Source organism: Nocardia carnea, assembly GCF_029868855.1.
Classification (GTDB): domain Bacteria; phylum Actinomycetota; class Actinomycetes; order Mycobacteriales; family Mycobacteriaceae; genus Nocardia; species Nocardia carnea_A.
Genome location: NZ_JARWOV010000224.1, coordinates 1 through 22004 on the forward strand (window position 1 = coordinate 1; position 22004 = coordinate 22004).

Annotated in this window: 3 protein-coding genes; all 3 read left to right on the forward strand. The window is 65.6% G+C overall.

Annotated elements, in window-relative coordinates; all coding sequences use genetic code 11:
* The first annotated feature begins 123 nt into the window (after positions 1-123).
* The 3 genes from QH195_RS21840 to QH195_RS21850 all read left to right on the forward strand — a co-directional run bounded on the left by QH195_RS21840 (position 124) and on the right by QH195_RS21850 (position 21346).
* Entirely contained in the window at positions 124-20079 is a 19956-nt protein-coding gene (locus tag QH195_RS21840) for a zeta toxin family protein (protein ID WP_280436798.1), read from the forward strand.
* A gap of 13 nt (positions 20080-20092) precedes the next feature.
* Positions 20093-20896: a zeta toxin family protein gene (locus QH195_RS21845; RefSeq protein WP_280436799.1), complete on the forward strand. Its 804-nt coding sequence runs from the start codon at positions 20093-20095 to the stop codon at positions 20894-20896.
* A 138-nt stretch (positions 20897-21034) separates the two neighbouring features.
* Positions 21035-21346 (forward strand): hypothetical protein, encoded by a 312-nt coding sequence (locus QH195_RS21850; protein ID WP_280420620.1) that lies wholly within the window; start codon positions 21035-21037, stop codon positions 21344-21346.
* The last annotated feature ends 658 nt before the right edge of the window (positions 21347-22004 follow it).

Here is a 22004-nt window from a genome sequence, read left to right on the forward strand (position 1 = left end):
CCCGCCCCCCCGGCGCCTAACCCCACCCCCCCCCCCCACGTCCCGCCCCCCGCGCAACCCGCGGCGCACGAGGAAATCCAGAACGCCCATCGGCAGGGCGGACTGGACGCCTACCGTGCGAGCGTGCGCCGGGCCCGGGAACTGGGAGTCGAGCACGACTCGGCCGAACCGTCCGAGGTGGACGGCTTCGTCGACGAGGTGAGCTGGCATATCGACTACTGCGAGGCCTGGGTAGCCGAGGAACTGCGCGACCTGGCTGATCCCGAGGTGGACATCCCCACCGGATCGATCGAACTGCGGACCCATCGCAGGCTCGGCGATCTGCGCCGGGTACGCCGGACGGCCATCGCTGCGGCACTCGAATCCGCTACGGCCGACGCGGAATCGGCCAGGTTGCGCGGTGACGGTGCGGCGCTCGGCGCGGCCGAGGCCGCGCTCGGCGAGGTGCGCGAGCTCGCCCGGCAGGTGGCCTTGCAACGGCTCGAGGGTGCCCGTCGCCACCTGCTGCGCACAGCCGACCATCTGCAACGCCTGGACCTGATGCATACGGAGCCGGGCCAGCCGCAATCGCTGCGCGACAATATGGTTGTCCTCCGGGCGGAGATCGAGAAAGCCCTGGACGACTCGGCGGCCACGTTCCACGGGGACTACTCTCTACGCGGGCCCGCGGTGCTGTATGCGATCCGCCAGGTGATGCTCGATGCCGCGATCGAATACCACCGAGGCTGGGCCGATCTCGCCCGCCCGATGGCCGAGGGTTCCGAGGGCGATCTCCCCCAGCCAGATGCGGAGTGGAGCCTGGATCGGCTGGTGTTGCGCTCCTCCCTCGACGAGGTGGAATCCCTGGAGCAGGAGGCGGTCGCGGTTGCCGCCCTGCGTCGCGGCGTGGCCCTCGGCGATCTGCGGGGGATCGCCGCGGATCTCACACTGGACGATTCGGGGACCCTGTCCGAGCTGATGTCGCGGCTGGCAGACTGGCGAGCGATCCGGCCGCTGCGCGGGGAGGCGGACGACAGCCCGGACGAGGGAACCCCACCCGATTGGACCGCTCGCACCGAACAGTACCAACGCGGCCTGCGCGACGAGGTCGGTCGCCGGGCCGCCCGCGCCGAGCGCGACTACCATCTCGCCGAAGCGGCCGAACTCGCGAGGCTGGGCCGCGACATCGGACAGGCGATGGACAAGTTCCGCTCCGCCTGGCTGGACGCGTTCGCGGCGGCCGAGTCCCGGAAGGCAGCGGCGGAGGAGGCGTTGCGGCGGATCGCCGGCGAAACGGGAGCAAAGGACGGGGGACAGCAAGATAGTCCAGCTCTGGCTCGGGTAATCCAGCAGCACTTGACCGGCGAGGCCGACCGCCTCGGTAGCGGACTCGCCGACCGCCTCATGGGCGATCGGATAGCGAAGTATCGGATCGATACGGCCCACGCTCACTTCGAGTATCTCGCCGCCGAACAGGAGATGCTGCGGCTGCGCGCCGAGGTGATCCTGGCCGGAGGGGATTTCGGCACGCTCGCGGAGATGCCGGGCATCGAACCCGGCAGCGTGACCGACGAGGTGGCGGGCGCGGTATCGGAATTCACCACCACCCGTATGAACGACGCCCTGCGCACGGTGCTGGACATCGGCGTGGAGATCCGAATCGGTGAAGTCGCCGAAAGCGCCGGTCGGGACCGGATCATAGATCCGCTCGTGAAGATTCTCGGCAAGCTGAATTTCGCGGTCGACAAGGCCGAACAGTTCTGTGCCGATCCCGCGCGGGATCCGCTGGTATCGATTGCCCGGCGGCACAAGGTGTATGAGACCTATCAGCGGGCCTGTGGTGCCGGAATCGACTATTTGCTGGCACTGGCCGACAGCCGCGTGAACGACAACCGGATCGGCCCCCGGCCGGGGGAGTCCCTCCGTGATCAGGCCATGGCCTCGGCGCGCGATATCCGGGCCGGCGCAGCGGATTCCGTGGCCGGGTATCGCCGCACGCTGGCCGAAACCCACCTGACCGGTTCGGTCGAAACCGGTGCCCACTGGCTGTCCTGCTATTCCCTTCGAGCCCAGGCCGATGCAGCGTATCTCCGGGGAGATGCCGAAGCGGTCCGAGCGGCCCAATCGGAACTCGTCGAACTGCTGTCCCGCCCCGGCGCCGCGCAACCGCCACAGTCTGGATGGCTCGAGCTCGCACTCGACGACCGTGTGAAACCGGAAGAACCCTACCTGTGGCAGGCATGGGCCGCACGGCAGTACGAGCTCATCCGCGCTCGGATGCGCGCGAACCCGGGCGACCGGACCGATATCGACGCGATCGTAGGCACCCTCACCCAGGCCGGGGCCGTACGCTACGACGGCACCTCGTACACCCACGAGCAGATCTCGAGCATCCTCACCCACATATTCCTGTCGCAACACCTGCTACGCGATGATGCCGGTGAACTCTACGATGACCATCTCGACCCGGATTTCCAGCTCCTCGAAGCGTTGTACGAGCTCATCGCAGGGCGCTGGAGCCCACATACGGGGGTATTGCTCGAGCACGAATTGTTCGAGATCGAATTCGACCCGCGCACAGACCCACTTGCGCGGCCCGTCACGCCTTGGCGCGATATACATGTCCGCGCAGAGCAGAGGCTTCCGGACAACGGATCGAATTGGATCGCCGGGCTGTCTGTTCAGCAACGCGATGACCGCGAACTGGGTTTGGCCACCTTCGGCCCGATCCGTTCGGGTGCCGACAACTCCGGACCCGCCGGCGCAATCCCGAAGCCGGACGGGGCCGTATCGGGGCCACCCGCACACGAAGCGGAAACGGCCGAAACGCCCCTGACTCATCTCCAGGAGAGAGTTCTTCGGGCCTTGGTCGGTAGACCGAAGCGCAGCAAGAAGGTGGCGGAGCTGGTCGGAGTATCGGGTAACGCAGCCCTGAAAACGCTGAAAAGCTTGGAACGCCGGAACCTCGTGGCGGGTCGCGCGGATGGAAAGTGGACGACCACGCCGGGCCTGGCCGCGCCGTCGCCCGGCGTCCGCGCCGCCGACCCCGCCGGTCCCGATACTCGCGGCACAGAAGTGGCAGCACACGATTGGCCCGGCGACTACCTCAACGCCCTTCTCCATGCCAAAGGATGGTCCGGGAAAGACCTCGCCGACTCGATCGACGACTCCGATATATCGGAATCTCTGGTAGCAGCGGTGTTACAGCGCAGCAGTAGTATCACTATTAGGCAATGGCGGAAAATTCTGCTCGCGCTGGGTGTTCCGGAATCGGATCGGAATCTTTTCGCGCGGAGATTCATTGATGGATTGGACTCCTTCAGCACGAAACCCGGCGCACACGAGAGCCTCAGCAGCTACCTTCTTGCGTGCCGTCTCGACCGGGAGATCTCTCAGAATGAATTGGCACGTCTGACGGGCCTCCCTGTCTGGTCGATCCGAGTTGCGCAGACCACCCGCGAATGGAGTCCGAAGCAGTTCGGATTCTGGTTCGACCCCCTTGTCGAGGAGCTCGTGCGGCCGGAGGACCGTGCCGAAGTTGTTTCGAGGTTCGGCCCAGAGCAGACGGATCCGTCCGATACCGGTCTCCCGGCCGATAGTGCAGCGGCCGAGGAGACATCGGCGCGGGCGCGGACCGCCGATGTGGATTGGACGCCGGAGACCGCAGACCTGGGTCCGGGTGATATCGGACTTCTTGCGGAGGTGATCAGCGAGAAGCCGTCGGATCCGTCGCTGTGGTACGCGTGGGCCGAAGAACAGTACCGCCTGATCCGCCTCTGGATCGGGGGTGGTCCGGAGGGTGAAATCCGAGAAATCGTCCAGAATCTCGAGAACGTGAAACGTAAGGAGGGACAGCCCCCGTTCACAGTTTCCGATATCAAGCAGGTTCTGTCCTACATTTTCGTGGACCAGCACTGGTTCCGCACCGCTGACGGAAGCGACTACTTCGCTCATTTCGACAGCGATTTCCAGATCGCCGAGGCAATTTACCGGATGGTCCGCGGTGACTGGAGCTCCGGCGAGGTGGATCCTGCGGTACTGAAGGCCAGTGATATACGGCTGGTCGAGCACGAAATCGGCGAAATAGCGTTCGCCGAACTGGATCCGGACGAGTCATGGAAAGAGCAGCACAACCGCGCCAATTCGCGGTTGAAGAACGGGCATTCGGATTGGGAATACGGCCTGGAGACGGTGACAGGTCTGGTTCCGATGCGTGGCGAACGCGAGGACTATGTACGCCGATTCGGCCCGATACATTCGGGTGCGGGCCGCAGCGGTGAGCGGCCGGAGAACGACTCCGCTATTCTGCCCGGCTCTGCACACGACCACGGCGCGGATTCAGCGCGGGACAATCCGGAGGATTCCTCCGGTGGACAGGGGGAGTCGCCCATCGATGTGGGCGATCTGGTTCGGGCGGCGCATGAGGGTGATGAGCTCGCCGGCGCCCGGCTGCGGACGTACTTCATCCCGGAGATCTACCGGACGTTGGAGCGCAAGAACCCCGAGGGGGATCCGTGGCTCACCTACGTCCTCACCGTCGACACTCTGCACAACGCCCTCGATACCGTCCTCGCCCGAGATCTCGGTGCGGACCCGGAGTCGGACTTCGAGGCCGCCCGCGCCGAGGCCATCCGGACCACCCCGGCGGCGGCCACCCTGAAGGCGCGCCTGCTGCGCGACAGCGGTTCGGTGCTCGCGGGCCGGGAAGATCTCCGCGCACGTATCGAGAGCGCCCCGCCCCATGTGGTCGCGCGGGCTGTCGACAGGCTCACCAGCCGACACGGTGACGGCCCGACTGTGCGGCAGTTCGAAGAGCTGCTCCAGCATATCCGGAGCTTCGGGCCTACCCGCCGAAGCCTCCACAATGATCGACTATCGTACTCCGACCTGGGAACTCTCATCGACGACCTGATCCGGGCCGGTGGATTCACCAGCCAGACCCAGGTGGACCAGGTGGCCGGGTTCCGGGTGAATGCGACCCACTCGCTCGTGACCAAGAGCCGCGGTCCGATCGACGTTATCGCCGGAATATTCGAGCTCGTGTCGTTACCGCGTCCACTGTGGAATCCGATCGCGTGGCAATTGGCGGGTGGACTACCGGATTCGTTCAGTACGGCTGCCGCAGCACACAACACCTTCCACAGCTATATCGCCGTTCGCCGCTGGGCGGCTCGGTCACCCAGCGATGATTCGCGACCGATGTCGCCGCAGGAACTCGCGGATATCCTCGGCGTCACCGCGACCGTGATCCGGAGGCTGGAACTCGGTAGCAGTAGGCACGCCGGCGCCCCGGAGTTCCGCAGATCCCTGTACCGGGCTCTCGATATACCCGAGGCCGAGTGGGAAGTGGCGGACCGCCTGTTCGAATCCGGCCCGTCTGTCGTCCCGGAGAAGGGACGTACCGGCGGGGAAACGGCGTCGGAGAACACTGTCCCGCCGTACACCGATATGCAGAATCGAATCGTCGCGGTCTTGGCCGAGCGGGAGGAGTGTTCGCTCTCGGATCTTTCGTACCTGACCCGCGGGGCGTACCAGCGAGTCCGCAATGCGATCCGGAGGCTGCAGACTCTCGGGATCGTGGAGCCGGTAGCGGACACGGCGCCGGCTCGCTACCGCCTCCTGCCGGACGCCCCGAACAAGCCTCCGGTGGTCGCCGGTGGACGTGCGCTGTCGACCGACGGGCCCTTGACCTACCGGCAGGTGCGGGTCGCCCAGCTGCTGGCGGACCGTCCGATGAACGTGCCCGAACTCGAGTCGGCACTCGGCATGCCGAAGTATTCGGTCCGATGGGACCTCGAGAAGTTGATCGACGAGGGCTTTGTGGAGGTCGCCTCGCGACGCAAGCCGGCCGTCTATCGGTCGGCCAGGGAGCTACCACCGGAAATGCGTCCGGTGCCGGATGGCCCCCGGGACCTCGGTGAGGACGGTGACTCCGGCCCGGACGACCGAGGCGGTACCGCAGGGGTCGTCGACGCCAACTGTGTGGCGCGATCGGCTGCGGCCACCAATGCCTGGTATTCCAGGAACGGTGTCGCCGAACCGGTCATCCACAGCCACGTGACCACCGACGGTGGACTCGTCACCGCGGACGACAGCCTCCCCACACCCCTGTTCCACGACCCCGGCGACGAGGGCGTGCCTGTCCAGGCCATGTCCTGGATGGCGCAGGGCCACAACATCTTCCAGGGTTCCGGCCGCGACGGCCTATGGGCTGTCGCCGACGTGTTGAGCGAGCCCATCGACAACGACCCCACCCCCGATGGGCGCCTCGGCCACGGCCGCGGAATGTGGATCACCCTCACCCCGCGCCACACTCCCACCGGAGAACCCACCGCCCACGCCGCCTTCGTCGTCAACGAGCACGGCTCCCTCCGCCTCATCGACCCCACCTCGGGCCCCGGATTCGATCCCGCGACCTACGAACCCGAAGATTTCGACCCGGCCACCTATGAACCTGAAGAGTTCGGCCCGCCCCTGTTCGACCCCGTGCACGACCTCGTCCACGGCATCGGAATAAAGCCCGACGGCCACCCCCTTCATCCCCTCTTCGACGCCGACGGCGACGCCACCGACCTCTTCGAGAACACGCCCCGCCCGGAGTCGCCAGAAGAACACCGAGCCTACCGCCCCGGCCCCTACGTCCAGGGCGCCCGGCCCGGCCCCGGCCTCGATCCGGAAGCTGTGCGGGCGCTGAATCGGTATTTCCACCCCCGGGTGTATCAACATATTCTCGGGCGCGTCGAGGCCCTCCCGGATCACCTGTCGGACACCGATCCTTCCGACAGCGATCTGTGGACGGCGCACACCCTCACCACAGCCGTCCTCCGCCGCGCCGAGACCGCCCTGCGAAAGGCGCACCCGGGTGCGGACGCTCGCGAACTCACCGATACCGATCTCGCCGACGAGTACCAGCGCATTCTCCGAGGCGCGGCGTCGGTCACGTTCAGCGAGCACGTCACGAAACTCGACCTGCTTCACAACCTTGCTCCAGTACTTGCCGATCGTCCCGAGTGGCACCACCTGGTCTCCGCCCCACCGCATGCCGTCGTGCGGGCTGTCACCTCACTTGCGAAGAGAGGGGAATCCGTTACCGCCGACCAGGTCGCCATCGACAGGCTGATGCACCTGCTGCCCGATCCCGAGGGTATTGCCGAGGAAGGTTTGCGGCCCGGGCTAGCCCATTACCCCGATATCGCGAGTCTGCTCCCCGGCCTTCGATGGGCCGCCGGGTTCACCAACGGTCATCAACTCGATATCGCCGCGGACCTCTCGAAAGACACGAACCGGAAGGTCGATCAGCGCAAAGGAAAATCCACCCCGGAGAACTGGAAGAAGATCTTCGAGGTGCTCCAGCTTCCGCCGAAGCTGGCCGAGGAAATAGTCCGTCGTTTTCTTCCCGACCAGCTGAGCGACTTCCGGTTGATTGTTTCCGGTGTTGATGTCAGTACCCGCGGACGGATTCTCGATTGCCTCGCACGAGGAACATTCACCGCGTCCCAGTTGGAGGAGTTGCTCGGGTTATCCAGATCAACGGTGCATCGAACGCTTGTAGACCTACGAAGCAGCGGCGCCGTACAGGTGACCGACGATACCGCGTGGCCGAAGACCTATAGCCTGGCCCAGGATCGGCCCGACAATATGGCCGACGCACTTCCGATCGGTGGCTTCCTTGCCGGCTCCCGGCGAGCCAGGGGGATGTCGCAGGCGGATCTCGCGACCGAAACCGGTATGTCACAGCAGACGATCTCGGATGCCGAGCTCAACAAGTTGTCGCCGGTGCGGGTCGCGCAGTACTTGGTGACCGTGGCTGCTCCGTTGAGAATTCCCGCTGAGGATGTCACCGCCGCCGCCCTGACTTTCCTGGGGGGAACATTCGATTCGCCGGCCACCCGAGCCGACGACCATACCACTGTCCTCAGTCTCGTGAACGCCTGCCGTATCGACGCTCGGAATAACACGGTGGATCGTGTCGAGAGTTTCGGCATCGCCGCCCGAAAGGATCGGATACAGGAGTTGCTGTGGCACGGCCCGGAATTGGCGGTGGTGAAAAGGGCTGTGCACCTCGGCAACAGAGATGTGCTCGACCAGCAGCTACGACGTTTCGAGCGAGTTATGCGCCGTGGAGGTGTCGTTGGCGAGGATGCGTGGCGGTCCATTGTCGCGGCCGCTCACTCGGTCATTTCGCAAACGCCCGATGACTCCACCCGGATGCGGAGTTGGCTGTCCGCTGTTGCGGCGTCGGTACTGAGGGATCACGCCACCATGCCGCCGCCGGGGCCGGACGAGTGGCTCGAGGCGACGCATGGATGCCTTTCCGATCCCCAGCAGGGGATAGTCCGCCTCCTCTCCGGTCAGCGACACAGCGCGTCGGCACTGCGGGAATCTCTGGGACTCGAACCGTGGCCGGTCGACGATGCGCTGAAGCAATTGCGGGACATGGGTATTGTGAAGAAGGTCGGCGGCGGATACGAGACGACCTATCGTCTGGTCGAGCCATACGAGGACAGCGCGGAGTTCAACCCTCCGCCGCTCGGCCACAGCCCCGGTGTGTCGCTGAAGCGGTTCCGTGTGGCGAAAGAGTGGAGTCAGTCGCAGCTCGCCGAGGCCGCCGGTTGCAGTGAACGAACAGTGCAACACGCGGAGTCGAGAACGGAATCTTCGCTCCGTACCAAAGATTCCTCCTTCTACACCTATTCGAGGCTGCTGGCGGCGCTCGATGCTCCGGACTCCTATCGAGATCTCTTCTGTGAATTCCTGGACGGACTCGATTCGTTCCGGACCGACCCTGCCGCACATGACAGCATCGGCAGTTGGCTTCTGGCTTGGCGTATCGCCAAGGTGGTCGCCGGGGCCTGGGGACTGACCCCGAGGGCACTGTCCGCCCTCAGTGGGGTGAGCGAGAAGGTGATCCGTAAGACAGAAAACAACACGGTGCCGCAGGAGACTGTCCAAGAGTGCCTGGTCGCCCTGGCCGGCCCACTCGAAATCTCCAAGGAGGACCTGAACGCGGCCGCGCTCAGATTTATGGACGGGCAGCTCGATTCCTACGATACCGACGTCGGCTCGCACACCGGGTTCGTCAGCCTCGTCAATGCGTGCCGCGTGGGTGCCGGGCAGGCGGCACGAGGTCGTGTCGCGAACCTCCGCATCGCCGCGATGCAGCCGCAGGCGATCGACCTGCTCTGGGAGGGTCCAACTGTCGAGCTGGTGAAAACCGCTGTGATGAGCGGCAATACCGGGGTGATCGAGCGGATGCTGAAGCGTTTCGAGCCCGCCCTGCGTCGTGGCCGTCCCGTCAGTGACGAGATGTGGGCGAATATCGCCGAGTCCGCCCGTCTCGGTATCCGTGACGCTCGACGCGGCATCCGGATGCGGCACTGGCTCGATGGTCTGGTTCGCGCGGAATTGCCCGGGGACTATGAGCCGGCGGAGTCGCCGGATCCGCTCGAGTGGGCCGAGGCCATTGCGGGCTGGCTATCCGGAACGCAGATTCGAATTATCGAACTGCTGGCTGCACAACCACTCCGCACCCAGGAACTGCAGGAGCTACCGGAATTGGCCGGCGTCGAGGCCGAGCCCCCGCTGCTCGAGTTGCGCGATATGGGAATTGTGCGGGTCGAACGGCACGGGAAGCAGATTGTCAACCACGTGGTCGAGCCGTCGGCAGCGGCGCCCGGCTCGCGGAACAGCGTGACCGGCGCCGACGGAGCGAGTCACTCGCCCGTGCCGATGGTCGAGTCCGCGCGCCGGGTTGTCACAGTAGCTCTGCCCGAGGACTCAGGGGGTGGTTCGGATCTTCCCCGGGATGGCTCGGTCCAGGATGCCGCCGGCTCGGCCGGGAAGGCAAGCCGTAGCCACTCGATCGAGGACAGCCGCGCGGCAGGGACGATCTTGTCGGCAATGAAGGAAACCGGCATCGACGTCTGGGCGATCCGGATACTCGAGCGATACGGTGTGGTGGTCGAGTTCAGCTCCGGCCCCGATGCCCGGGTGGTGTATGCGGAGGGGCGCCGAATCGAGCAGGGAGCGGCGATCGGCTACGACCCGGTGCGTAACGCGGTCACCCTGGATGCCGGTGGTGACCCTGGAAAGCACCGCCACATACTCATCGTCGCGGCACGGATGGCGGAGCAGCTTGCCGGGCGGTCCACACCGGATCCGTCGAGCGTCGACCCGGCCGAATCCGTGGACCGGACACGGGATCTCCTGGCCGACGCGTATGCACTGGCGTACCGTGCGGCTCTGATCACCGAGGTCGACGGTCGGCGGCTCGGTGGTCCGCGATTCCGCACGGTCGAAGCGTCCGCCGACCCCCGAGATCCGCTCTCGCGCGCTTACACCGAGGCATACGAACAAGCCTTCGATATCGCGTGGAGATCCTACGACCAGGTGAGTCACCATCGCCCGATGTATCACGCCGCCGCGCATCGGGCCGGTATGCGTGCGGTGCGGCTGTCGCTCGACACGCTGGGGCCGCGCGTCGACGGCCGCGATCTCAGCGCTCATATCGCGGCACTTCGGGCGGGCGACAACGGAAGTCCCACAGCCGAGTCCGAGACCCCGGAGCTGCGCGCCGACAGCCTGATCGCCGGAGTCCAGGGATCCCTTGCGTGGCGTGCCGAACGGCTGGCCGAGATGGTCGCCGGTCTGCGAGCCAAGCGTGCGCGTGGTGTATTCGTGGTCGAGAGCACGGTGGAGGAGATCTACTCCGACGCGTATGCCGAGGCCGAGCGTGCACTACAGCAGAACCCCGACGCCACGGCACCGGAGATCCACGCGTATCGCGAGGTGCTGGATTTCCTGAGGGAGGAGAGCTCGGAGCTCACGGAATCCGAGCTTGCCGTGGTCCTGCTGGATGTGGCGGACGCCGTGGATCAGCTCGACGATCCCGCCTGGGGTGGGCCCCGCGCGCAGACCGTTGTGGCCACCCCCGGTTCCGAGGGTCCGGCGGCGGTGCGTGGCGCGGACGATCACCGCATCTGGCGTGCTGTCTGGGATCGCTTCCAGGAGCTCGGCAACGAATTGGGACCGGATGTGCGGCCCGGCCGAACCGGTGGCGGTCCGGTTGTCCTCTCCGACAACGTCCTGGTGGAATACCATCGCCCGGACTCACTGCCCTATCTGCGCGTCGTCGCGCGACCGGGCGAGCACATGAACGTGCTGCGACAGCTGTCCTTGTCGAGCAGCGATTACGCCGGGGTGCTCTGGGACCGGTCCCGGGACATCGGGTACTGGGAAGCCACGGTCGGCCCCCGCAACGAGTTGAACCTGCGGTCGTTGTCCGCGGCCGAGGCCGAGGGGCCGAACCGGGAGCCGACCGGGTTCGCCGCGGTCGACCGGCTCGTGGACCACTACCTACGCCTGCGCCGGGAGCAGCGGACGGAGCTCGGTTTAGGCGAGTGGCTGCACCAACTCGGACCGCAGGCTTTCCACACCGAGGAGGAGCGCCCGATCCCCGTGGGCACACTGCGCGGGGAGTTCGTCGAAACCGGTTTCACTCGGGCGCGCGAAGAACAAACCCTGCGCGGCGAGGTATTCGACGACACCCATCCGGTGTCGGTGGCCTACGACCTGCACACCCGTAAGGTGCATATTCCGGTCGATCCGGCCGGGACACACCGCCCGGAACACCATCGCCTGGAAGTGTTCGCCGTCGGTCCGACACATCTGTCGATTCACCTCGAACCCGACAGCGCCGGCGGTTGGCGGGTGCCCGCTCCGGTCGGTGCCGGAAGTCCGGCCGATATCGCCGATGCCGACAACGCGGTGGTCGAGGCCTACGAAAACCGGACGGGTCGTGAGTATCAGGGCGAGGCGATCGGCAACACCTCGGACACGCTCGCCGACCATTTCCGGGGCCTGACCGCCTCGACCCCGGAGGAGCTGACCGCGCGAATCGCGGCATTCCTCGAGGATCCGGGCGCAGGGCCGCTCACCGGCTCGGTACAGCCGGCCACGGATCCGGATACGGGACCGCGTGCCGTGGATGGGCCGGACGACTCGGCCGATAGTCGCACTCCGGACGACGATTCCACCCGCGACGACCGGGAACCGGCGGTGCCCGGGGTCGAAAGGTCATCCACTTCTGACGGAGCACAGGAGGATACCGAGGATCAGTCCGCCGATCCGGCCGGAGAAACGCCGGAATTCGAAGTGGTGACGACCGAGGTGGCCCACGCCGCTCCCTCGTTCCGCATGATGAAGTACAAGGTTCGTATGCCCGACGGGAACGTCCATCCGCGCGATGTGCTGGATGTGCCCGCGACGGTGGCCGTACTTCCGGTCGACCGGCAGGGCCGCGTGGTGCTCAGCCGCCGCTTTCGGACGGCGGTCGACGATGTGGTCCTCGAATTGCCCAGCGGTGTGGTGGTCACCGCCGACGGTGCACTGCCGGTGATCGCTCGCCGTATCCTCGCCGAGTACGGGCTGGCAACCGGTGCGGACTTGTCGCTGGTCACGGACGCGGTCCGCAGCGGCGGCAGTTCGAACGCTGTTACCCGCGTTCTGGTGGCCCGGGAAGTCGACGATATCAAGGGCGTCGAACCGCCGCCGGATATGCTGCGAGTCCCGTTGACGGAGGCAATCTCTCACCTTACGGGTGCGGCGCTTGTGGATACCGCGACAGCAGTGGGGGTCCTGGCGGCGGTGGGCGAGATATCGGGCGATATCCGATTGCGCCCGGCCACGGATCCGCCGCTGAATGCACCGCACGCAGCCTCGGGCACCCCGCCGGTCGACAGCACCCGCGTATTCGGTGCGCAGCCGCTACGCCGCGGCGCCGAGGACACGGTGTGGTCCAGCCCGTTCAACGAGGTGCGCCGGCTGGAACTCCACACACCGGACGGGGGTGTGCTCACCGAGGACATCATCACCCGCCATCCCACGGTCCTCGCGCTACCGTGGGACGAACGTACCGACGAGGTCGTCCTGGTCCGCCAGTATCGGGCACCGCTCGGCCGCTGGATCTACCAGCTGCCCGCCGGCATGCTCGACAAAGCCGGTGAGGACCCGCTGACGGGTGCCCGGCGGGAACTGGCCGAAGAGGCCGGGCTCGCCGCCCTGGACTGGAGCGAACTCCTCACCGCGGAACCACTGCCCGGGATCACCGACGAACACCACCGCATCTATCTGGCGCGCAATTTGTATGGTATCCCCCGCCTGGACGCGGGGGAATCCGACGAAATCGGGATGGGGCAGGTACGGGTCCCGGTAGACGAAGCGCTCGCCATGGCACTGCGCGGCGAAATCGACGACGGCCCAGCAGTTGTCAGCCTCCTGGCGCTCGCCTCCGTACGGGCCGGCCGGCTGGCGCCCCGGGTTGTCGTCGAGGCGGGGCGGCGGAGTGCGACCGACGAGCGCCCGGAACAGGATATCCACGGGAACAGTCCTTCTGGAAACGTCCGATCGGCGCCACCGTCGGCAGTACCCGATACCCACGTCGGTGCTGTGGAGCAGTATCCACAAGCACAGTCGGTACCGGGGAGCCACCCCGAAGGCAGCACCCGTCCCGGCCGTCTCCCGGCCGATCCTCCGGCGCCTCCAGGCGACCGGGGCGGTGGTTCGTCTGCCGACCGCCCGCGCCGCACGGACCGGCCGATGAACGATTCCGGCTCGCGCCGGATTGTCACAGTCACCCTGCCCGAGGAACCAGGGGGCGGGTCCGATCTCCCCCCGGATGGCGCCGACCCGGCCGACATCGATCCGGATCTCCTACGCCGCGCTTACGTCCGCGGTGACCGGCGCGAACGCGACTTCGAGATCGACGCAGGGGAATTGCATCGCACACTCGGCCCGCGCATCCACCAGGAGATGGTGGCCGAACTGGCTCTGCTGCGCGAAAGAAACTGGCGGCACGAGCCGGTGGAGAACCATCTCTGGGTCGCGCACGGAGTGACCATGGCCGCCCTCGCCCGCGCCCGGCAACTCTGGGACGAATCCCCCGGAATACCCGAAGACGACGAAGGGCTGGTCCGGCGTTATCGCGAAATCCTGGGTCAGGCCAAGGCGGAGGCTTTCGTCGGCCACGTCATCATCAGGCCGCAACTCTGGGCCCATACCCGCGAGCATCCTGATCTGCACAAGGTGATCGCTCGCGCGTCGGCTCCGGTGCTGGCCCGGGTCGTCACCGCGCTCGGCAGAATCGAGCAAGGGGGCCGGGAGAAGTATTTCCGCGCTCTCACCAGACCGTCCGACGCGGCCACCGTCATCAAGGCCGAGCTGGCCGGGAACAATGCGGAAGTCTTCGGCGACGCGGCCATCGACTTCCTGACAACCGCACTGTCGGGACGGGATGCGACACCCCGAAGCCGATTCGCCCGCAGCCTCGACGCCTACCCGAACACCAGCGCCGGCCTCACCCTCCTGCTCACCCACCTCTATACGGCCGCGGGGTGGACCGGTGGCGATCGATTCGCCGAGGCAGCCGGGGTCCCACCCGCGACCGCCGCCGAGCTCATGGATGGGACACAGGAGAGTATTGCCCCGGAGATCTGGAAGAAGCTGTTCGACGCACTCCTGGTCCCGGACCACCTGTGCGACCGGATATTCGATAAATTTCGGCTGGGCGACCCGGGGGCGGCGGGTCGACCGGAAGGCCGCCGCGGCCGGAGCCCCCGTTCACGCGGGAGGCACGAAGATCGTCCGACCCCGGCCCCTGAGCGGTTGAGGGATCCGGTCCTGCGCGACGGAGCGAGTGCGGCTCCGGATTCGCAGTGCACTGTCCCGGTGGATCACGGAGCTCTGCCGGGCGGGGATGTCGAGTCCGGTATGGCATTGCTGAAAGCTGCTGTGCGACGGGATACCATCTATTTCACCGACCGATTCGATCGGCAGTTGCAGCAGTTCGATGCGGCCCTCCGCACGCGCGTGGCGTTGCACAGGGAATCACCCGACGAGCACGTCATCGAGTCTCTCCGATCGGAGATTCGTGCCCGGGCCCTCGATGCCCCCGACGGTATTCCTGTAGAGGAGTGGCTCTTCGCCATCATCGATCTGCGACTTGCGGGAGATCTCCGCATGTGGTTGAAGTTCTACCTCGAGACCAACGAGGTGAGACACTGGAAACTCGCCGCAGACGCCCATGTCGATGTCGGCACGATTACCTCGGTAGTGCACGGTGTGCATCGACCCTTACCGGATACCTGGTGGAAGGTTCTGAAGGGACTCGGAGTTCCGAGTTGGTATCGAGATCTCGTTGCGAAAGAGTTTCTCCCCGGGATCGATTCGTTCAGTACGAGCCCCGCCGAACACCGCACGTTCAATAGTCTCATGACCGCCCGCCGTATCACCAAGGGCCTGTCTCAGGTGGAGCTCGCGAGGATCGTTGCCGTTCATCCGGCGACCGTGCGAAAAGTAGAGGATGGTTCTCTCGGGCGAGAGCGGTTCGATGGTAGCACTTTCAAATTGGTTGTCGGCCTGGACATTTATGGTGAGGATTCGGGCAGGGCGGCGCAGGCGTTCTTTCCCGGACGGCTCGATTCATTCGTGATCGATCCGAGGGCGCATTCCAGAATAGGCAGTGTCGTCACTGCCTGTCGTCATCGCCTGGGCCTCTCAGGGAGGGAGTTCGGCAAACGTTTCGGCGTTTCCGCTGGAACGGTCGCGCGGATCGAAGCCGATGAGAGGGTGCCGACTGCTGCGTTCTTGCGAAGAATGTACACCGACACCACACTCGGATTCACCGACTTCCAGCGCGTACAGGCGGATGCGTTGCTGACGGACGGAGCTGCCGTGGCTCTGGTGAGAAACGCCACTCGTATAGGCAATACAGAAATTCTGAGCCAGCAACTGCGACGCTTCGAGCGAGATCTCCGCCGCCGCTTCGCCGGGGCCGCGATCGATGTCGATCAGGGCTGGGCAGCAGTACAATTCACAGCCCACACCCGTATCCTCGAGGATTCGGATGAGATTCGAATGCGACAATGGCTCGAGGGTATCGCCGATTCGGTGCTGTCCGGTGAGATCGACACCGGTTATGGGCTGGTAACGCCGGCGGAGATAGATCGGCGGGATGAGTGGGCCCGCACCCTGTATGACGTCGTCCGCGCAGAGCTGGCACGCGACGAGCGCGGTGTGGCGGAGGCGATCAGGCGCACTTTGTTCAGGGCTGAACGGGATTGGGGGAAAGTTGGTTTCGATGTCGAGTCCGAGCTCGTTCCGATGCTCCGGTACATTTTCGTCGACACTCATGATCTCATCGATGAGAACACCGGAGAGATCATCCGCCGTCGTTTCGACGCGGATTTCCAGATCATGGAGGCAATCCTCCGCCTGATCACGGGGGAGCGAGTCTCCGACGAGGTGCGCGCATCCGATATCCGCCTTGTCGAACACGAGTTGCTCGAGCGGTCACTGAGCATGCAGGGGAACCACAAGTCCCGGCACGACGATGCGAACGTGCGATTCGACTGGGTCGGCGGCCTTCCCGCGGCCGCGGCGGCACACAGGCACGAAACCGACGAGGCGCGCGGCCATCGGCTGTTGTCCGGCGCCGGATCCGCGCATGATGACATCACGGATCCGTCGCGGATCGATCCTGCGGGAGACCCTGGCGAGGGCGACGACCCCGGCCGCGGTGGTCTCCCGGTCGACGACGGGGAGCTTCCCGATGACGCCAGTGGCCGGTCCACGCGCCTACCCCACCTGGGCAAGTGCATCACCGTCACCTTGCCTGATGGTGAGTCCGAGCAGCAGGACGCGTCCGGTGGCTTCGTCCCCGATGCCTCCGGCACGGTAGCGGGAGCAAGTCATAGCCACTCGATCGAGTACGGCACCTACAACGGCCGACCAGCGGTGTCGAAACGCCTGGCCGTTCCCGTCGCGTCCGAGTCCGCCGTGCATACGGTATTGCGTCTGCTACCGGAGGCTGCGGTACTCGAGGCGGTGCGGGATGTGGTTCCCGTCGCCCGGCCGCTCGAATCCTCCGGAACCCGACTCGTCACGGAGCGGCTCGACGGAGGCCCCGCGACCGGCGTCGATATCGAGCGGCCGGAATTCGCTCGCGCGGTTGTCAGCGCCCTGGCGCGACTGTATCGGTATGAGCCGGGCGAAGAACTGCGCGGCGAGCAGGCGAATGCCCTGAGGGCAGACGGCTTCTCCGTCGATGATGCGCCCTTGCGGCTGATGCGCGATTTTCTGGTGCGAGTAGCCGGCGATGTACATCGGATCTTTCCGGAGACCGCCCGCGGAATCGGCCTGCTCACCCCGGAGGAACTCGCTGCCCGCCTGGGCCCGGTACCGCCGAAACGTCGGCGGTCCAGGCTGATTCACGGCGACCTCTATGCGCCGAACATCATCGTCGCCGGGGAACAGGTCCGGCTCATCGACTGGGAGCTCGCGCGCATCGGCGATCCGCTCGCCGATATCGCCCAGTACCTGCGGTATCTGCGGCTGTCCGGGGTGGAAGGGTACGAGGACCATCGAGCGGAGTTCCTGCGGATCTGCGATGAGCTGCTCGGCGATGACATCATCGGCGGTTGGCAGCAGGATTTGCCCTGGGTCGAGCAGGTCTACAGCCTCATCTCGACCTATCGGCAGCTGTGGTATTTCGCCCGGCTCGACACTCCCACCGAACAAGCCGCCACCTACTTCCACGACCGGTTGCGCGGCGAAGAGCGGTTCCTGGCTGGCACCGCCCCCGATGCCGAGACCATCATGGCGCTACGCGAGCAGGCCAGGCGGGAATGGGAAGAATCTCCGGACGGCGTCCTGGAGAAGATGGACGACCTTGCTCAGCAAGGTAATGCGGATAAACCATGGACGGCCGTGCAGCAGCGCACCTTCCTGGATCAGATCACGGCGACCAGGGAAGCAGTGGCGCGAGCGGGGCGGGCCGGGCGCATCGAGTCCGACCGGGCCGGTCGGCTGTGGCGGGAGATCGACGAACTAGCTCTGGACGCCGAGCAGCACCTGAGCGCCCCCGCCCCGTCCGAAACCCTCCGCGGGGCGCTCCGCCGCAGCGGGGACGACGGCCTGCGCGCAATCAGCAGGCGGATCCTGCTGGTAGGTCAATTCTGGGATCCGCACATGGGTGGTGTCCCGGTATTCAACAGGCAGCTCGCACACGGATTCGCCGAAGCCGGTCACGAGGTGTACGTCCAGGTGGAGGACGATATCGACGGTGTCGATCCCGGCCCTGGAATCACCCTGCTCAGCCGCGCCTGCGACGATTTCGGGGCGGTCCCCGATGTCGATATCGACCTGATCATCACCCACTCCCGCTTCACCGGCCACGTGGGCCGGATGATCCGTGCCCTGCGCTGTCCCGATGCCACGCTCGCCCATATTGTGCACTCGATCAGCCCCGCATCGCACGGGGTACAGGGCGAAGCGGAGGCCGGCCTCGCCAACGAGCGAGTCGAGAAGGCCATGATTTCGACCGCGGACGTGGTATTCGGAGTCGGCCCGGTGCTCGCGGAGTACATCGGTGATCTGGCGGCCGCCACCCATGTCACACCGGCGCTGCAGGAAACTCTGCCCGGTCTGAAATTCAGCGAACCACTCCCTGTTCCGGAGTTCGGCCGTACTACGTCACTCTACGTCGCCGGTCGGTTCGACGAGCCCCGAAAAGGTTTCGCCGAGGCAGCGGATATGGTCCGGCAGCTCGGTGAGCGAGGTCTGGATGTATCACTCACCGTTCGCGGTTGCGCACCGGTTGGTATTTCGCGCGCCGAGAAGCTGCTGTCGCAGCGGGCGGGCCGGAAGGTCACGGTCCTGCCCTATACAACCGGCGAGGCCGAACTCAGAGCGGACCTGGCCAACACCCACCTGGTGCTGATGCCGTCCCGGGCCGAAAGTTTCGGCATGGCCGGGACCGAAGCCCTGGCGGCGGGAGTGCCGGTCGTCATGCCCGACTCCAGCGGTGTCGGCCGCTTTCTCGGTGACGCGCGGCGCTTCGACCCGGAGCTGGTATCGGGGCTGCTCGTAGCGCAGACCTTTACCGAACCGCTGCCCATGCAGGAGTGGGTGGATACGGTGGAACGTGCCCTCCGCGACCTGCCCGGAGCCTGGGCCCGGGCACGACAGATCCGGCAGGAATTACAGGCTGGTGGCTACACATGGCGGTCCGCGGCGAATCGGATGGTCGAGGCGGCCTGCCCGCCGTCCGCGGGACCTGCCCGGGCTGTCGCCGGCTACCGCGACGCCGACCCGGAACCGCCGCGAGATGGTGCCGGGGCCCGGGAGCGAGCGGTAGCCGAGCTGCGTTCGGTGGCCGATCGAGCGGCCATACCGGCCGTCGATCACGATACCCGGACAATATTCGAGGAAAGAATCGTCCCGGAATTGTTGACCGGGCCGAACCTCCGGCCCGTCGAAAGGCCGAAATTATTTGTATTCGTGGGGCAGGCCGGTGCCGGAAAATCTACGGCGATAAGAGAGATATTCGATGATGTAAATCAAAACGGCGACGGTGCAGTGACACTGCAGTTCGATGAATTCCTGCGATATCACCCGCATTTCGAGGAGATACGCAGGCAGGATGAGTTTTCAGCGCACGACAAGCTGAAGCCGATAACCAAGGAATTTCAGTCGATGGCGATCGGTTACGCCCTGGACAATCGGTACAACGCTGTATTCGAATCCGGCCCGAGTGATGCTGTGAAAACATTGGAGATCGTGCGGTCTTTCCAGGCTCGCGGCTATGAAGTGGAACTTCACTCCTTCGCTATTGCGCTTCCGGAAAGCAGGCTGTCGGCAGCGCATCGTTTCATGCAGCAGCACGTGCGTGCGGGGACCGGGCGCTGGATGCCATTGGAGCACCAGACAGCCGCGTATGACGGCGTGCTGGAATTTACTCGCCTCGCGGAATCGCCGCCGCCGGTGGTCGATTCTCTGTCGGTTCGAAACAGAATTGATGTTCTGTTCGAAAACAGGCGACTGCCCGACGGGAACTGGCTCGAGGCTCCGCAGGCCACCGATATCCTGGCATACGAACGCACCCGGCCACCGACCCGCGAGGAAGCGCATGCTTACCGAGAGAAGCTCCGGGCCTTCCGGGACAGCATCACAGGCCACCGCGACCCAGCCGTCCGTGAAATGCTGCTGTGTGAAGCCGACCTGATCGCGGAAGCCGCCCGTCCTTGGTTGGGGCAGGCCACATGAGAGAACGGAACAGGTGACCACGCAATCGGAATACGACACCGCGCTCTACTACGAAGCCGTCATCGACATCATCGGTAGTCTGATGGCGCAGTGCACCGCGGTCCAAGCTCGCGCCGAGCATGCCCACGACTTCGTAACCTGGACCGATATGGGTGCCCAGCGCCGGGCATATCTGGCAACCTCGGAAACTTTCGACCCGGCCGACACTGCTGGGACAGCTGATGCGATCCGCGAATACGGAACTCGGCTGACTCGCAAGGTGGAAGCATCGCGCGCCCGCCTGCCCGCCCACCGGGATCCGTCGAGCTACCGACTCGACCGAGAGCAGCACTCCGCGATTTTCACCGAACATATCGCTCCGGAAACCCTGCTGGGTTTCGAGCCCGCACACCAGCCGGTCGCAGTAATAGTACTGGGGACTCCGGGGTCCGGGAAAACCACCGTCATCCGACAGTTACAGGACAGCTGGAACGGCCCTCCACCGGCGGTGATCGATCCGGAATTGTATCTCGCCTACCACCCATACAGCTGGGACCTGGTCCTGGCCGACGACCGGAATGCGGCCGAGGTGCTCATGGCAGACGCTCTCGGCTGGACCATACTGGCCGCCGACTTCGCTGTTTCCCAGCGCTACCACGTCCTGCTGGAGATCGGCACCGGATCACCCGAGCACACCACCGTATTCACCGAGATCTTCCGGAATGCCGGATATCGCGTGGAGCTACAAGTGGTCGCGATACCCGAACCGATCAGCACCCTGCACGCGCTCCTGCGCTATCACTGCCGCCACGGCAACTGGGGGGCTATACCGCTGTGAAGGTCTTCCCGGGAGCGATCCCACCCGGCAAGGGCCGAGGTGCTCCTGCGCGGTGCGGCGGGTGCGGCGCCGAGCTGTCGACGAAGGACTGTGCGTGTAGGGTGCTCCGGCATAACGAACGGGTGCGAGGTGACCACGATGAGTGATGAGAATATCGCCGATCCGGCTCGTCATCTGGTGAGCTTGTACCGCTACGAAGGCACCGGCAGAATCCCGATCTCCTTCGATGAGGAAGCTGCCGATATCCGCCGGGAGCTGGCTGCCGACCGGCCGGTGCGCGGCGAATCCCAGCCGGTGGTGATCACCGAACTACGTGCCATGATCATCGGCAGCCTGCTGCGGGAACTGGCAGCCCGCCTCGGTGCCGGCCCGGCCGGCCGGAACCTGGCCGCGATCGCCGGTGAGCTCGCCGATGAACTGATCGATCAGACCGTCGCCGGCAGGCAATAGTTCACATTCCGCTACCCCCTCGCCCGGATGGGAGCGGGCCGTAGGAAGCTGTCCGCCGGGAGGGCAGTCGCGTTGCGGGCGTGCGTTACCGGTGACGCAGAAGTTGGTCGATTCTCCCCGCCGAGCTGGATCCCCGCTTGTGGGAATCGGGCAGGCCTGTGTCGGTGGAAGTATTTGGCCCAGCGATAGGTGATGACCTGGCCCGTCGATAGGTCCTGCTGTGAGCTGGTGGGCAGGATGAGCGGGGAGGATCCGGAACTGCCCGAGGACGTGGACGAGCAGGCACCGGATATCGGGTTCCGGCTCGATTCGTCCGATGCGGGTTCGCAGAGGACATGGCGATCGGGCGCTCCGGCAATGATGAGGATCGGTGATGGCGAACAGGCTCGAAGTCGACTCGGCCTTGCTCGGGGACGCGGCGAAATCGGTTGCCGAGGTCGAGGTGGCCGCTGGTCCGGTGCCGGTTGTCGATGATGTGGAAGAGATAGGCCGGGCCGCAGGCCGTGGTCGGAGTGGTCCTCCGATTCTCGGTTCCGATTGGTGATGTAGGTGGCTATTCCGTTTCCGCCGGCGGATTTGGCGGGTTTGCTGGGTTGGGTGGGTGGTAGTGAGATCCCGGTGGGGAACGAGGATTTCGCCGAGTTCATGCGGGAGGGTT

Excerpts from the sequence above, each read along its gene's own strand:
- QH195_RS21850 (WP_280420620.1), top strand. The coding sequence starts at position 21,035 with ATGAGTGATGAGAATATCGCCGATCCGGCTCGTCATCTGGTGAGCTTG.